This window comes from Salipiger bermudensis (genome assembly GCF_019801965.1).
Lineage (GTDB): Bacteria > Pseudomonadota > Alphaproteobacteria > Rhodobacterales > Rhodobacteraceae > Salipiger > Salipiger bermudensis_A.
Map to the genome: position 1 here is coordinate 1 of NZ_JAHVIA010000012.1, position 13609 is coordinate 13609.

Consider the following 13609-nt stretch of genomic DNA (forward strand, 5'->3'; position numbering starts at 1 on the left):
AAGCTGGTGTTCTTGATCTTGGTCGGCCGGGCCATCCAGTCGAGCCGCTGCGCCTCGTCGGCCCAGAACCCCTCCGGGTCGCTGATCGAGCGGGCATACATCTCGTCGTATTTCGCAGCATCAACATGCGCGTTGGACGCGAACTCGGACGAAGGCGGGTAGGTGCCGGCAGCGGCGGTTTGGGCATCGTCTTTCATGAGATCCTCCCTAGATCCGTATTTCCAGAACGCCGCAGTGCGGCATTTCCCATCCCTGCGCCGATCATACGCGAGCCCGAAAAGAAATAAATAAGTAACGGAAAAAACAGCTTTTATTTGTAAAATATTTTCGTTAGCGCGGGGCTTTCTGTAAATTCCTTCGCAAATCTTAAGGAATTTGCCCTAGTTTCAACGGGCTCGTGTTGACGCCGTGTAAAGGATGTTCCAGCAAGAGCGCGCCGGATCGGTTCGCCCATAGGGTGTGACATATTGTTCCGGTATGCCTTTGCATACACATCCGGGCGGGAGGCCGGGACGAAAGGGCGCTGAGCGAGTCGGCCATTCGGCTTGCGTCAGGCGCTTGATGCTCTAACCTCCCGCGCCAAGGCGGCCGCCGAGCCGCCGTCCAATGGGAGGAAGACCTAGATGAAAAAGACCACCATGACGCTGTGCGTCTCCGCGCTGACCCTTGCCTTCGCCACCGAGGCGATGGCGACCGAATGGAACGTTTCGGTCTGGGGCAAGCGCCGCGCCTTCACCGAGCACCTGCACAAGCTGGCGGAGCTGGTCGAGGAGAAGACGGGCGGCGAGTTCACCATGAACATCTCTTATGGCGGCCTGTCCAAGAACACCGAGAATCTCGACGGCATCTCGATCGGCGCCTTCGAGGTCGCGCAGTTCTGCGCCGGCTACCATGCCGACAAGAACCGCGCGATCACCGTGCTCGAGCTGCCCTTCCTCGGCGTGTCGACGCTCGACGAGGAGGTGGCGGTGAGCCACGCGGTCTATGATCACCCGGCGGTCGCCGACGAGATGGCGCAGTGGAACGCGCGCATGCTGATGACCAGCCCGATGCCGCAATACAACCTCGTCGGCACCGGCGAGCCGCGCGACGAGCTGGCCGAGTTCGACGGCATGCGGGTGCGCGCCACCGGTGGCCTCGGCCGCGCCTTCGAGGCGGTCGGCGGCGTGCCGACCTCGGTGACCTCGTCGGAAGCCTACCAGGCGATGGAATCGGGCGTGGTCGACACCGTGGCCTTCGCGCAGCACGCGCACCTCTCCTTCGGCACCATCAACGAGGCCGACTGGTGGACCGCCAACCTCAACCCCGGCACCGTGAACTGCCCGGTGGTCGTCAACATCGACGCCTATGAGGCGCTCACCGACGAGGAGCGCGAGGCGCTCGACAGCTCGGTGCCCGAGGCGATCGACTACTACCTCGAGAACTACGGCCAGCTTCTGGCCAAGTGGGACGAGGTCCTGGCCGAGAAGGAGGTCGAGAAGGTGATGATCTCCGACGAGCAGCTCGCCGCGTTCAAGGAGGTCGCCATGCCGATCCACCAGCAGTGGATCGACGACATGACCGCGCAGGGCCTGCCGGGGCAGGAGCTCTACGATCTCGTGAACACGACCCTCGAAGAGACGCGCGCCTCGAACTGAGCCGCTTCCTTGCGCCTCGCGTGACGGGGCGTTGCATTCGCCCCCGGGTCGCTGATCCGGGGGCCTCTCACTTCTGAAAGGTGCTGCGATGGCTGGTTCCTCCGCCGTGCTGAGCGACACGTCGACCCTCAGCCGCCTCGACCGGGGCTTGCTGAAGCTCGAGACGGTCTTTGCCTTCCTCTCGGGCCTCGGGGCCTTTGCACTGATGCTGCTGGCCGTGGTCTCGGTGAGCGGGCGCAATCTCTTCAACGAGCCGCTGCGCGGCTATGTCGACTGGATCGAGACGGCGATGCCGCTGATCGCGATCCTCGGCATCTCGTTCGTGCAGCGACAGGGTGGCCATATCCGCATGGACATCGTCGTGGGCAAGCTAAAGGGCCGCGCGCTCTGGGCCGCGGAATGGCTGACCACCTTCGGCATCCTGGTGCTGATGCTGGCGCTGGTCTGGGGCTCCTGGGCGCATTTCGACCGCAGCTTCGACATGACCCGGCCGATGTGGTCGCGCGACAGCACCATCGATATCGGCCTGCCGCTGTGGCCGGCCAAGCTGATCGTGCCGGTGGCCTTCACGGTGATGAGCTTGCGGTTGCTGCTGCAGCTCTGGGGCTACACGCGGGCGCTGGTGCTCGGGCTCGAGCAGCCGGTGGCGGTGCCGCTGGTGCAGAGCGTCGCGGAACAGGCGGCTGAGGAAGCCGCGCATATCCAGGGACATGACGACTGATGGATTCGATTGAAATCGGCCTGTGGGTCACCGGCGGGATGCTGGTGATGGTGGTGCTGGGCATGCGCGTGGCCTTTGCCGCGGGGCTTGCCGGGCTTGTGGGGCTTGTGTGGATCTTCTGGGACAAGCGCAGCTACGATCCCGAGATGCTGGGCTGGGCGATCGGCGTGGCGGTCAAGACCGCCGGACAGATCCCGCATGGCAAGGTCGCCAACCAGGCGCTGAGCCTGATCCCGACCTTCATCCTGATCGGCTATCTCGCCTATTACGCCGGGCTCACCAAGGCGCTGTTTGAGGCCGCCAAGCGCTGGATGGCCTGGGTGCCGGGCGGGCTCGCGGTCTCGACCGTGTTTGCCACCGCGGGCTTCGCGGCGGTGTCGGGGGCATCGGTGGCAACCTCGGCGGTGTTTGCCCGCATCGCCATCCCCGAGATGCTCAAGATCGGCTACGACAAGCGCTTCGCCGCAGGCGTGGTGGCGGCGGGCGGCACGCTGGCCTCGCTGATCCCGCCCTCGGCGATCCTGGTGATCTACGCCATCATCGTCGAGCAGGACGTCGGCAAGCTGCTGCTTGCGGGCTTCATTCCGGGCGCCTTCTCGGCGGTGGTCTACGGCGCGCTGATCATCGGGCTCGCGCTCACCATCAAGGGGTTCGGCCCGCCGGTGCGCGGCTTCACATGGGGCCAGCGCTTCGCCGCGCTGCCGCCGGCGCTGCCGATCGTGGCGGTGGTCGTGATCATCATCTTCTTCGTCTACAACCCGTTCGGCGATGCCTGGGGCACGCCCACCGAGGGCGGCGCGGTGGGGGCGTTCATCGTCTTCCTGATGGCGCTGCTGCACGGCATGCGGGGCGCCGAGCTGAAGGACGCGCTGATCGAGACTGCGAAGCTCTCGATCATGATCTTCACCATCATCTGGGGGGTGCTGATCTACGTGCGCTTCCTCGGCTTCGCCGATCTGCCCTCGGCCTTCGCCGACTGGATCTCGTCGCTGCACTATCCGCCGATGGTGATCCTGATCTGCATCCTTCTGGCCTATGCGGTGCTGGGCATGTTCATGGACGCCATCGGCATGCTGCTGCTGACCTTGCCGGTGGTCTACCCGGCGGTGATGGCGCTCAATGGCGGCGAGGCGGTCTCGGCGGCGGAGAGCACCTTCGGCATGTCGGGCGAGATGTGCGCGATCTGGTTCGGCATCCTCGTGGTGAAGATGGCCGAGTTCTGCCTGATCACGCCGCCCATCGGGCTCAACTGTTTCGTGGTGGCCGGCGTGCGTCCCGACCTCAGCGTGCAGGACGTGTTCCGCGGCGTGACGCCGTTCTTCATAGCCGACGCGGTGACCATCGGCCTGCTGGTGGCGTTCCCGTCGATCGTGCTCTGGCTGCCCTCGCTGGCCTGAGCGGGTCCGCGCGCGGCCTCATCCGCCCGCGCGGGCGTCTTCGGAAATGATTGCGGCGCCGCCCGGGAGGCCGGGCGGCGCCGTTTCCTTGGCCGGGCTTGGAAGAGGCGGCCGCGGGGGATCTGCCCCAAGGGAAGGGCTGATCTCACCTTGGGCGATCCTCCGGCTCTGGGGAATTCTTAACTTCTAAGAGCTGCGCCACGACGCCCGTGCACCCTCGCGGAACCATTTTCATCAACTGCGCGTTAACCGTGCAGAACGACCGGGCGGCGCTGCCCCCCGGAGCAAACAAACCAGTGGAAGACCTGATCTCTCGGAGCGCTGCGCTCCGGCGGAGCCCGATGGGCGCCGCTCGGAGGGGCTGTGTCTTCCGCACCCGACACGCAAAGGAGACCTCATCATGGAATTCGCAGGTATTGGCGGCTTCATCATTCTCGTGCTCGACATCTGGGCCATCGTCTCGATCATCAGCTCGGGCGCCAGCACCGGCTCCAAGGTGCTCTGGACGCTTCTGGTGCTGATCCTTCCGGTCCTCGGCTTCATCATCTGGCTGATCGCCGGCCCGAAATCGTCGCGCGCCACCGTCTGAAGGCGGCCTGAGCGCAGGCGCTGCGCTCGGAATTTAACTTTCAATTAACCAAGTCAGACCATCCAACGGAGGATTTCGTCATGCTTTACTGGGCCATTCTGTTCTTTATCGTCGCTATCGTTGCCGCCGTGTTCGGCTTCGGCGGCATCGCGTCCGCCTCGGCAGGCATCGCGCAGGTGCTGTTCTTCATCTTCCTGGTGCTCTTCGTGGTCACCCTCGTGATGAAATTCGTCCGCAAGGCGTGACGGCCTTCGCATCGCGAGCCGATATCGCGCAAACGCCGCCGTGCCCGCCACGGGCGCGGCGGCTTTTCTCTGCGCGGCGCTCCGGGTCGGGCGCAGGAGTTGCAGTCAGGGCAGGGCGCCAAACGAAGAAAGCGCGCCACTGGGGCGCGCTTCCATCAAGACCAGAGAGAGACGAGAGAGACGTCAGGCCTTGAGCGTTTCGGTCGAGGAGAAGAACATCGCCTGGCTGACCGCCGAACGAACCTGGTCCTCGGAATAGGGCTTGGAGATCAGGAAGGCCGGCTCCGGACGCTCGCCGGTCAGCAGGCGCTCGGGGAAGGCGGTGATGAAGATCACCGGACGGTCGCCCAGCTCGCGCAGGATGTCGTTCACCGCGTCGATGCCGGAGGAATTGTCGGCCAGCTGGATGTCGGCGAGGACAAGGTCGGGCGTTTCCTGCTTGGCAAGATCGATGGCGGCATCGCGGGTGCGGGCAACGCCGGTCACGCGGTGGCCAAGATCGGCGACGATGCTCTCGAGATCCATCGCGATGATGGCTTCGTCCTCGATGATGAGAACCCGGCCCGAAACCGCGTCGGCCATTTCCTGGCGCGCCAGCATAACGAGCTGCTCGGCCTCGCTCTGGTCGATCTGCATGATCTCGGCAAGCTCGGAGATCGAGAATTCCTCGATCGTGTGAAGCAGCAGCGCCTCGCGGCTGTTGGTGGTCAACTTCGACAGCCGGTCATGCGCCTTGGCGACGGCACCGGAGCCTTCCTCGACCACCGGCGCGCCGGTGCTGACCCAGATGCCGTGGAACACCTTGAACAGGCCGACCTTCGGCGAGCTCGCTTCCGACGCGGCGCTGCGATCCGTGAGAATCGCCTCGAGCGTTGCGGCCGCGTAATTGTCGCCGGTGGTCTGGCTCCCGGTCAGCGCGCGCGCGTAGCGGCGCAGATAGGGAAGCGCTGCTCCGATGGCCTGGCTCAGGTCACCCTTTGACATGTCAAACGTCCTTTTTTTCGATTTTTTCGGGAACCAAACGCCTGACTGCTGCATTGGTTCCGGCAAGAGCTTAAAATAATGCACGGCGCGTCAGAGAAAAAGAGCAAGGATCAAATGGGTCACACGCGGAAAAACGATAAAGAGGCTGAGGTCATCGACGAGAACCTCCGGCGTGTCTATCAGGACATGCTTGACGAGAAGGTTCCGGATCGCTTCCTCGATCTTATCGCGCAGTTGAAGTCTCAGGACGAAGGCGGAAATTCCACCGGCGGAGACGCCAAATGAGCGGCGATCCGCGGGATGAACTCGTCGATCACCTTCCTGCCCTGAGGGCCTTTGCCCTCTCGCTGACCCGCAATGGCGCGGTCGCCGATGACATGGTGCAGGATACGCTGGTCAAGGCGTGGTCGAAGATCTCCAGTTTCGAACCCGGCACCAACATGCGGGCCTGGCTGTTCACCATTCTTCGCAACACCTACTATTCCAACCGCCGCAAGGCCGGGCGCGAGATTTCCGATGCCGAGGGGATCTTCACCGAGAGCCTGTCGGAGAAGCCCGCCCATGACGGCCGCCTGCAAATGGCCGATTTCCGGCGTGCCTTCGTGAAGCTCACCGACGAACAGCGCGAGGCGCTGATCCTTGTCGGCGCGCAGGGTTTCTCCTACGAAGATGCCGCCGAGACCTGCGGCGTTGCCGTGGGCACGATCAAGAGCCGCGTGAACCGGGCCCGGGCGCGTCTGTCGGAGCTGCTCAACCTCGACGAGGATGACAAGCTCGAGATGACCGACCAGGCGACGATGGCCGTGGTGACCGGTGGCCGTCCGGCCGCACGCTAAACGATGATGAGCCCGATCGGAGCTATCCGACCGGCGATGACGACAAGAGACGAACGGGCAGGAATGACCGAGAAAGCCACGCCGCGCCTGCGCCCGATGGGTCTTGCTGCGCGCATGATCCTGTTTTTGACGCTGGCTCTGGTGCCGCTCGGCGTCGTTGCCTATTTCCAGACCGCGAAGCTGCAGGAGGAGACCCGCCTGCGCTCGCAGCTTTCGCTTGTCGCGCTGACCGAGGCCGCCGCCGTGGGCGAGCGTCAGACCGTGCTGCGCGCCCAGGGGGGCGCGCAGGCGCTCGGTGCGACGCTCGGGCACGAGATGATCGCCGGCGGCGATGCCGAGACCTGCTCGATGCGCCTGGGCTCCTACCTTGCCGCCTCGCCGGGCTATTCCCACGGCCTGGTACTGACCGTCGATGGCCAGGTGCCGTGCAGCTCGAGCGGGCGCGACATCGACGTGGCGGAATTCCCACGGATGCAGGCGATCGTCGCGGATCCCGGCCCGCGCGCCTGGCTCAACCAAGAGGCACCGCTGAGCGGGCGCCCGGTGATCGTCGTCGCCGAGCCGTTCTTCCTCGGCGGCGAGTTGGCCGGACATGTGCTGCTGTCGGTGCCGTCCGAGCTGTTTTCCGGCGGCGCATCGAGGGGGACGAACGGCTTCGACGACATCGTGACCTTCAATCAGGATGGCGAACTTCTGACCTCGCGCAACGGCCTCGCGCGCAGCGCAGGCGAGCTGCCCGCCGATCTCGATCTCGCCTCGCTGGTGGGCGCGCGGGCGCAGAGCTTCGCCGCCCGCAGCGTCGACGGCGATACCCTCGTCTATGCCGCCGCACCGCTGGTGCCGGGCATGGTCTACGCGCTTGGCATCTGGAGCCCCGATAATGCCGAGGCCGAGGCGATCACCGTCAACGGCATCGCCAAGGCGCTGCCGCTTCTGATGTGGGCGGCCTCGGTGATCGTGGCCTTCCTCGCGGTCAACCGGCTGGTGATCCGGCACATCAAGCGGCTGTCGCGCCGGATGCGGATCTTTGCCCGCACCCGCCGCATCCCCGAGCACCGGACCCATCTCGAGATGCCGGCGGAGCTGGCCGAGATGGAGGATGATTTCCTTGACATGGCCGACGCCATCCTGCGCGACGAGGCGCAGCAGGAAAACGCCTTGCGCGAGAAGACCATCCTTCTGAAGGAGGTTCACCACCGGGTGAAGAACAACCTGCAGCTCATCTCGTCGATCATGAACATGCAGATCCGCCAGGCCGGCGAAGCCGAGACCAAGTTCGTGCTCCAGCGCCTGCAGGACCGGATCCGCAGCCTCGCCACGATCCACCGCAACCTCTACCAGACCGAGGATCTCGGCCATGTCGATGCCGGCGCACTGCTGATCGACCTGGTCGGCCAGATGACCGACATGACCGAGGTCGCGGGCGAGCCGGTCAAGGTGACCACCGATCTCGAGCATATCGAGGCGGTGCCCGATCAGGCGGTGCCGCTGTCGCTGCTGACCGCCGAGGCGCTGACCAACGCGATGAAATACGCCTCGCCGCCGGAGGGCCTGACCCAGGCCGAGTTGTCGGTGCGTTTCCGCTACCAGGGCGGCGGCAAGGCGATGCTGGAGATCAGCAACAGCGTTGCTCCCGATGGCCCGTCGGAGCCCGAGATGCGGGTGGAACCGGCTGGGCTGGGCTCGCGTCTGATCCAGGCCTTCACCACGCAGCTCGGCGGCTCGCTGACGCAGGAGCGCGAGGGTGGGAGGTATCGCGTCTACGTGACCTTTGCCCTCAAGGATTTCGAAGCCGACGAAGACCTCCCGACAAAGGTGCCCGATGTCCCGGACTTCTAACACCCCGCCCGAGCTGATGCCGCTTCCGCAGCCCTGCAATGCAGAGGGCGCGCGGCGGAGGGTGGGGGTCGAAGTCGAGTTCTCGGGCCTGACCGAGGAGAAGGCGGCGCGGGTGCTGGCCGATGCGCTCGGCGGCGCGGCGAACGAGGAGAAGCCGGGCGAATGGTCGGTGACCGGCACCGGGCTCGGCGATTTCGAGTGCTATCTCGACAGCGCGCCGCTCAACAAGATGGACCGCGACGGCATCGGCAAGCCGCTGCGCGAATTGGCCCGCACGGTGGTGCCGGTGGAAATCGTCAGCGATCCCATCCAGATCGACCAGATCCCCGAGCTCGACGCGGCGCTCGAGGCGCTGGCGAAGGCCGGGGCAACCGGCACCAGCGGCGGCGTGCTGCTGGGGTTCGGCGTGCATTTTAACCCGGAGGCCGCGGCGCTGAGCTTCGAGGCCATTGCGCCGGTGCTGACCGCCTACGCGCTGCTCGAGGATCACCTGCGCCGCAGCGCCGGCATCGATCTCTCGCGCCGGATGCTGCCCTGGGTCGATCCCTATCCCCGCAGCCTGATCGACCGGCTGGCGGCGGATGACGGACCGTCGGACATGGACAGCCTGATCGACACCTATCTCGAGCTCGCGCCGTCGCGCAATCACGGGCTCGACATGCTCTGCCTCTTCGCCCAGATCGACAAGCCGCGCGTGGCGCGGGTGATGGACATGACTCAGATCCAGCCGCGCCCGACCTATCACTGGCGGCTGCCGGATTGCCGCATCGACGAGCCCGGCTGGTCGCTGGCGCTGGAGTGGAACCGCTGGGTGCTGGTCGAGCGGGTCGCCGCCGACCGGGCGCTGCTGCAGCGACTCAAGCTGGCCTGGCGCGAGCATCGCGACTCGCTGACCTCGATCCGCTCCGACTGGGCGCGCCGCGTTGCCACCATGCTCGAGAGCGCCGCGCCTTGAGGCCGCTGATCGGGGTCACCGTGTCGCGCCGCTCGGGTTGGCGTGTGTTCCCGCTGATGGCGCTGGCGGTCTGGCTCGCGGGCGGGCGGGCGCTGCGCTGGCAGGCTGGCTATCGGAATGTCGATCTCGACGCGGTGCACGGTGTGGTGATCGGAGGCGGCGACGATATCGCCCCGACGCTCTACGGCGGCGAGCTCCGGCTCGGCGTCCGGCTCGACCCGGCGCGCGACGATCTCGAATCCGGCGTGCTGCGCGGAGCCTTCGAGCGCCGCCTGCCGATCCTCGGCATCTGCCGCGGGTCGCAGATGCTCAATGTCGTGCTGGGCGGCACGCTGCACCAGGATGCCTACGAGGTCTACGACTCGCGCCAGATCCGCACCATCCTGCCACGCAAGAAGGTTGAGATCGGCGCCGATACGCTGCTGGCGCGCTCGGCCAAGGCGCAATGCCTCTACGTGAACGCGCTGCACAGCCAGGCCGTCGACCGTCTGGGCGAGGGGCTGCAGGTCGCCGCGCGCGACGATGGCGGCATGGTGCAGGCGATCGAGCGGATGAGCGATCCCTTTGCCCTCGGGGTGCAGTGGCACCCGGAGCACCTGATCTACCGGCGCGCCCACCGCCGGTTGTTCCGCTCTCTGGTGGCAGCGGCCAAGGCCCGGCACGGTCGGGATGCGCAGCTCGCCGCGGCCGAGACCGAGGCCCGCGAGGCCGACGCGCCGTTCTGGGGCTGACCCCTCGGCGCGCGGCCTATTGCTCCCGGAAGGCGCGGGTGAAGCTGTCGCTGATCGGCTTCGTCAGGTAGTCGAAGAAGGTGCGCTCCTGGGTCTGGATCATCACCTCGACCGGCATGCCCGGCGTCGCCACCAGCCCGCGCGCCCGGCTCAGCTCTTCCGGCGTGATCGAGATGCGCGCGAGATAGACCTCCTGCGGGATGCCCGCGATCTCCTCGCGCAGCGCATCCGCGGAGACGTAATCGACAACCCCGTTGAGCACCGGTGTGGTGCGCCGGTTGAGCGCCGAGAGCCGCACGATGGCGGTCTGCCCGAGGCTCACGCTGTCGATCTCGGTGCGGGCGATCTGGGTCTCGATGATCAGCGGCGCGTCGGCGGGCAGGATCTCGGCGATGGCCCGGCCCGGCTCGATGACGCCGTTCTCGGTGTGGTAGTGCAGCCGCACCACCGTGCCCGAGACCGGGGCGCGCACCACCGAGCGGCTGAGCACGTTGCGCGCCTTGCGCGCCTTCTCGCGCACGCTCTCGAGATCGGCGGCGATCGGGGCCAGCTCCTCGAGCGCGGCCTCGCGATGGGCCGAGCGGGCGCGTGCGATCTCGGCCTCGTATTTCAGGATCATCTGCTGCACCTCCTCGACCTCCGCCGCCAGCCGCGCGACCTGACCGTCAGCCTCGGCCTGCACCCGGCGCAGGGCGTTGAGCTCGGACTTGCGGATCAGCCCGCCCTCGAGCAGCCCGGTCTTGGCCTCGATATCCTCCTGCAGGATCTCGCTGCGCAGCCGCAGCGAGGCGAGCTGTTCGCTGAAGCCCCGGTCGCGGATCTTCAGCGCCTCGATATTGCGCTCGAGCAGGGCGATATCGTTGAGCATCGACTTGCGTGTCATCTCGAAGGTGAGCTGCTGGCTGTCGAGCAGGGCGGCGATCTCGCCGTCGCTCTCGGCGGCATTGCGCAGGGCCGGTGTGAAGCGCAGCCGGTCGAGCTCGCGATACTCCGCCAGCAGCCGGTCGGAGGTGGCCTGCAGCCGCATCTCGCGCAGGAACAGCTCGCGCTCGTTGGCCTCCGCCGAGGTCTGGTCGAGGATCAGGATTTCGTCGCCCTGCCGCACCTTCTGGCCTTCCTCGATGAAGATGCGCTGGATGATGCCGCCCTCGAGATGCTGGACGATCTTGTTGCGCCCGGTGGCGACGAAGCTGCCCGGCGCGATCACCGCCGCCGCGAGGGGCGCGGTGAAGGACCAGTAGGCGAAACCGCCGAAGGCCAGCGCCATCAGCAGGATTCCGATGATCGCATGACGCCGGATCGAGCGCGGCACCTCGGCATACCAGCCGGTTTCGGGGTCGTAGATCTGCAGCTCACTCATTCTTCAGCGTCCTTGCCGGGCCCGGACCGCCCGGGGGCGTCTTGGGGCCGTTGAGTTTCGTCAGCACCTGCTCGCGGGCGCCGAAAAGCGCGATGCCGCCATCCGCCAGCAGCATGATCTTGTCGACCACCGACAGCAGCGCCGGTTTCTGGGTGATCACGATCACGGTGATGCCGTGCTCGCGGGCGTGCTGGACGGCCCGCGCGAGGGCCTTGTCGCCGGCCACGTCGAGGTTCGAGTTGGGCTCGTCGAGCACCACCAGCCGCGGGTTGCCATAGAAGGCGCGGGCCAGCGCGATGCGCTGCTTCTGCCCGCCCGAGAGCGGCGCGCCATCGGCGGCGACGCGGGTCTCGTAGCCATGCGGCAGCGAGGCGATCATGTTGTGCACGTCGGCAAGGCTCGCCGCGTGATAGATCATGTCGTCGCTGGCATCGGCGCGCATCCGGGCGATGTTGTCCTTGATGGTGCCGGGGAAGAGCTGAACATCCTGCGGCAGGTAGCCGATATTCTCGCCGAACTGGCGCGGGTCCCAGTTGCGGATGTCCATCAGGTCGAGCCGCACGTTGCCCGAGGTCGGCAGGATCGAGCCCACCAGCATCTTGCCCAGCGTGGTCTTGCCGGCGCCGGAATTGCCGATCACCGCCAGCGTCTCGCCGGGGTTGAGCGAGAAGGAGATGCCGTTGAGCACCACCTGCTTGGTGCCTCCCGGCACGTAGAGCAGGCGCTCGACGTCGAGCCGTCCCTCGGGGCTCGGCAGGCGCAGCTTCTCGAACTTGTTCTCGGTGGCGCGCATCAGCGCGCCGATGCGGCCGGCGGCGCCGCGGGTCATGATGACGGTGTTCCAGCCCTCGATCGCACCTTCGATGGGCGAGAAGGCGCGGCCGGCGATGATCGAGGCGGCGATCACCATGCCGCCGGTGAGGAAGCCGTCGAGCGACAGGAAGGCACCCCAGCCGAGGATCGCCACCTGGGTCAGCAGCCGCACCGTGCGCGAAACCGCGGCGAAGGAGACGTTGCGATCTTGCGCGCGCACCTGCGCGCCGAGCGAGGCGGCGGTGTCGCGGCCCCAGATCCGAACCGCCTCCGGGATCATCGCCATGGCGTTGATCACCTGGCTGTTGCGCGCCATCGACTCGAGATGCTGGTTGGCCTTGGATTGCGCCATGTTGGCCTGGCCGAACAGCGCCGCCGTGGCGCGCTGGTTGATCAGCGCGATGACCGCCAGCACCGCCGCCGTGACCACGACGATCATCCCGAGATCGGGGTGGATCAGGAAGATTGCCAGGATGAAGAGCGGCGCGAAGGGCACGTCGAGCAGCGCCAGCAGCGTCGGCGACACGAGGAAGCCGCGCACGGTCTGCAGATCGCCGAGGGTCTGGTACTCGCGCCCGGTGCCGTGCAGCGAGGCATGGGCGGCGGCGCGCAGGATCGGGGCGCCGAGCCGCGAGGCGACCTCGACGGCGGTGCGCATCAGGATGTAGCGCCGGATCGCGTCGAAGATCGACTGGAACACCACCGCGCCGACGATGATCGCCGTCAGCATCACCAGCGTGTCGGTCGAGCGGCTGGTGAGCACCCGGTCGCTGATCTGGAACAGGTAGATCGGGATGGCGAGCACCAGAACGTTGGTCGCCATGGTCAGCACGAACACCACCATCAGGTTGCGCCCGACCGCCTGCCGCGCCTTGCGGAGCATCCTGTCATGGCGCTCGGGATCGCTGCGGCGGTGGAACGGATCACGCGGATCTCCGGGGCCGCCGGATCCGGTGCCGCGCTTCATCGGCGCGTTGCCCTTGCGCTCGATGGTCTCGCCCATGCCGGCGCGCGGAGAGCGTGTCGCGGGCTCGGTGACGCGGGCGGTGGTCACACCGTCGCGCGGCGTCGCCGGCTGCGGAGCGGCTTCGGTCGGGGCCTCGGCGACCGCGTCTGGCCTGGCTGCCGTGACGGTCTCTGCGGCCGCGGGCTCCGTGGGCGCCTCGTTTGGTACCTCCGCTGGCGCGGGATCGGCTTGGAGTGGCGTGGCCTCGGCCTCGATGGGGCCGGTGTCGGGCACGGGCTCCGCAGACGGCTCTGCTGCGGCGGCGCGCGGCGCGGTCGGCGCGTCCTCCGTGTCCGACGGCTCCGCAGCGTGCAGGGTGGGGGCACGCGGGGCCACCATCGGACGATCGAGGATCAGCACCTTGCCGGGGCCGTCCTCGCTTGGCGGGAGGGGGGGCGCGTCGGGTGCGGTTTGCGGGGCGGCCTCGGGCGCGTCGCTGTCGGCCTCGGTCTCGGGGGTTCTGCGCGTGGCGGCTGTCATGCTGGGAATCCGGGGT

The 13609-nt window shown here is 67.0% G+C and carries 14 protein-coding genes; 10 read left to right on the plus strand and 4 right to left on the minus strand.

Annotation, left to right across the window (positions count from 1 at the left end; all coding sequences use genetic code 11):
• Positions 1 to 197, minus strand: a 197-nt coding sequence (locus KUV62_RS21390; RefSeq protein WP_222605791.1) for an acetyl-coenzyme A synthetase N-terminal domain-containing protein, incomplete at its 3' end; no start/stop codon positions are given.
• A gap of 426 nt (positions 198 to 623) precedes the next feature.
• Here KUV62_RS21390 and KUV62_RS21395 point away from each other — a divergent pair.
• The 5 genes from KUV62_RS21395 to KUV62_RS21415 all read left to right on the plus strand — a co-directional run bounded on the left by KUV62_RS21395 (position 624) and on the right by KUV62_RS21415 (position 4589).
• Positions 624 to 1637, plus strand: coding sequence for a C4-dicarboxylate TRAP transporter substrate-binding protein (locus tag KUV62_RS21395; protein WP_222605792.1), 1014 nt, complete (start codon positions 624 to 626; stop codon positions 1635 to 1637).
• An 88-nt stretch (positions 1638 to 1725) separates the two neighbouring features.
• Positions 1726 to 2358, plus strand: coding sequence for a TRAP transporter small permease subunit (locus KUV62_RS21400; RefSeq protein WP_222605793.1), 633 nt, complete (start codon positions 1726 to 1728; stop codon positions 2356 to 2358).
• Positions 2358 to 3755, plus strand: a complete 1398-nt coding sequence (locus KUV62_RS21405; RefSeq protein WP_222605794.1) for a TRAP transporter large permease — start codon at positions 2358 to 2360, stop codon at positions 3753 to 3755. The genes KUV62_RS21400 and KUV62_RS21405 overlap by 1 nt, the downstream gene beginning before the upstream one ends.
• A 400-nt stretch (positions 3756 to 4155) precedes the next feature.
• On the plus strand, positions 4156 to 4344 hold the full coding sequence (locus tag KUV62_RS21410) for a PLDc N-terminal domain-containing protein (RefSeq protein WP_222605795.1): 189 nt from the start codon (positions 4156 to 4158) through the stop codon (positions 4342 to 4344).
• Positions 4345 to 4424: 80 nt separating this feature from the next.
• The gene (locus KUV62_RS21415) at positions 4425 to 4589 is read left to right on the plus strand and encodes a DUF1328 domain-containing protein (protein WP_222605796.1); all 165 of its coding nucleotides are present in this window, start codon (positions 4425 to 4427) and stop codon (positions 4587 to 4589) included.
• Between the two features lie 183 nt (positions 4590 to 4772).
• On the opposite strand, the gene KUV62_RS21420 is transcribed toward KUV62_RS21415, so the two are convergent.
• Positions 4773 to 5573, minus strand: coding sequence for a response regulator (locus KUV62_RS21420; protein WP_222605797.1), 801 nt, complete (start codon positions 5571 to 5573; stop codon positions 4773 to 4775).
• Positions 5574 to 5651: 78 nt separating this feature from the next.
• On the opposite strand from KUV62_RS21420, the gene KUV62_RS21425 reads away from it, so the two are divergent.
• From KUV62_RS21425 to KUV62_RS21445, 5 genes are all read left to right on the plus strand, one after another.
• Positions 5652 to 5858 (plus strand): NepR family anti-sigma factor, encoded by a 207-nt coding sequence (locus KUV62_RS21425; protein WP_410000885.1) that lies wholly within the window; start codon positions 5652 to 5654, stop codon positions 5856 to 5858.
• Positions 5855 to 6409, plus strand: coding sequence for an RNA polymerase sigma factor (locus KUV62_RS21430; RefSeq protein WP_222605798.1), 555 nt, complete (start codon positions 5855 to 5857; stop codon positions 6407 to 6409). Before KUV62_RS21425 ends, KUV62_RS21430 begins: the two co-directional genes overlap by 4 nt.
• A gap of 63 nt (positions 6410 to 6472) precedes the next feature.
• On the plus strand, positions 6473 to 8248 hold the full coding sequence (locus KUV62_RS21435; RefSeq protein WP_222605799.1) for a sensor histidine kinase: 1776 nt from the start codon (positions 6473 to 6475) through the stop codon (positions 8246 to 8248).
• Positions 8232 to 9203, plus strand: a complete 972-nt coding sequence (locus tag KUV62_RS21440) for an amidoligase family protein (RefSeq protein WP_222605800.1) — start codon at positions 8232 to 8234, stop codon at positions 9201 to 9203. Before KUV62_RS21435 ends, KUV62_RS21440 begins: the two co-directional genes overlap by 17 nt.
• Positions 9200 to 9934 (plus strand): gamma-glutamyl-gamma-aminobutyrate hydrolase family protein, encoded by a 735-nt coding sequence (locus tag KUV62_RS21445; RefSeq protein WP_222605801.1) that lies wholly within the window; start codon positions 9200 to 9202, stop codon positions 9932 to 9934. Before KUV62_RS21440 ends, KUV62_RS21445 begins: the two co-directional genes overlap by 4 nt.
• A gap of 16 nt (positions 9935 to 9950) precedes the next feature.
• On the opposite strand, the gene KUV62_RS21450 is transcribed toward KUV62_RS21445, so the two are convergent.
• Both KUV62_RS21450 and KUV62_RS21455 read right to left on the minus strand, forming a co-directional pair.
• A complete protein-coding gene (locus KUV62_RS21450; RefSeq protein ID WP_222605802.1) occupies positions 9951 to 11294 on the minus strand; it encodes an HlyD family type I secretion periplasmic adaptor subunit in 1344 nt (447 codons plus the stop codon).
• A complete protein-coding gene (locus KUV62_RS21455) occupies positions 11287 to 13593 on the minus strand; it encodes a type I secretion system permease/ATPase (RefSeq protein ID WP_261395824.1) in 2307 nt (768 codons plus the stop codon). The genes KUV62_RS21450 and KUV62_RS21455 overlap by 8 nt, the downstream gene beginning before the upstream one ends.
• Positions 13594 to 13609 lie beyond the last annotated feature (16 nt).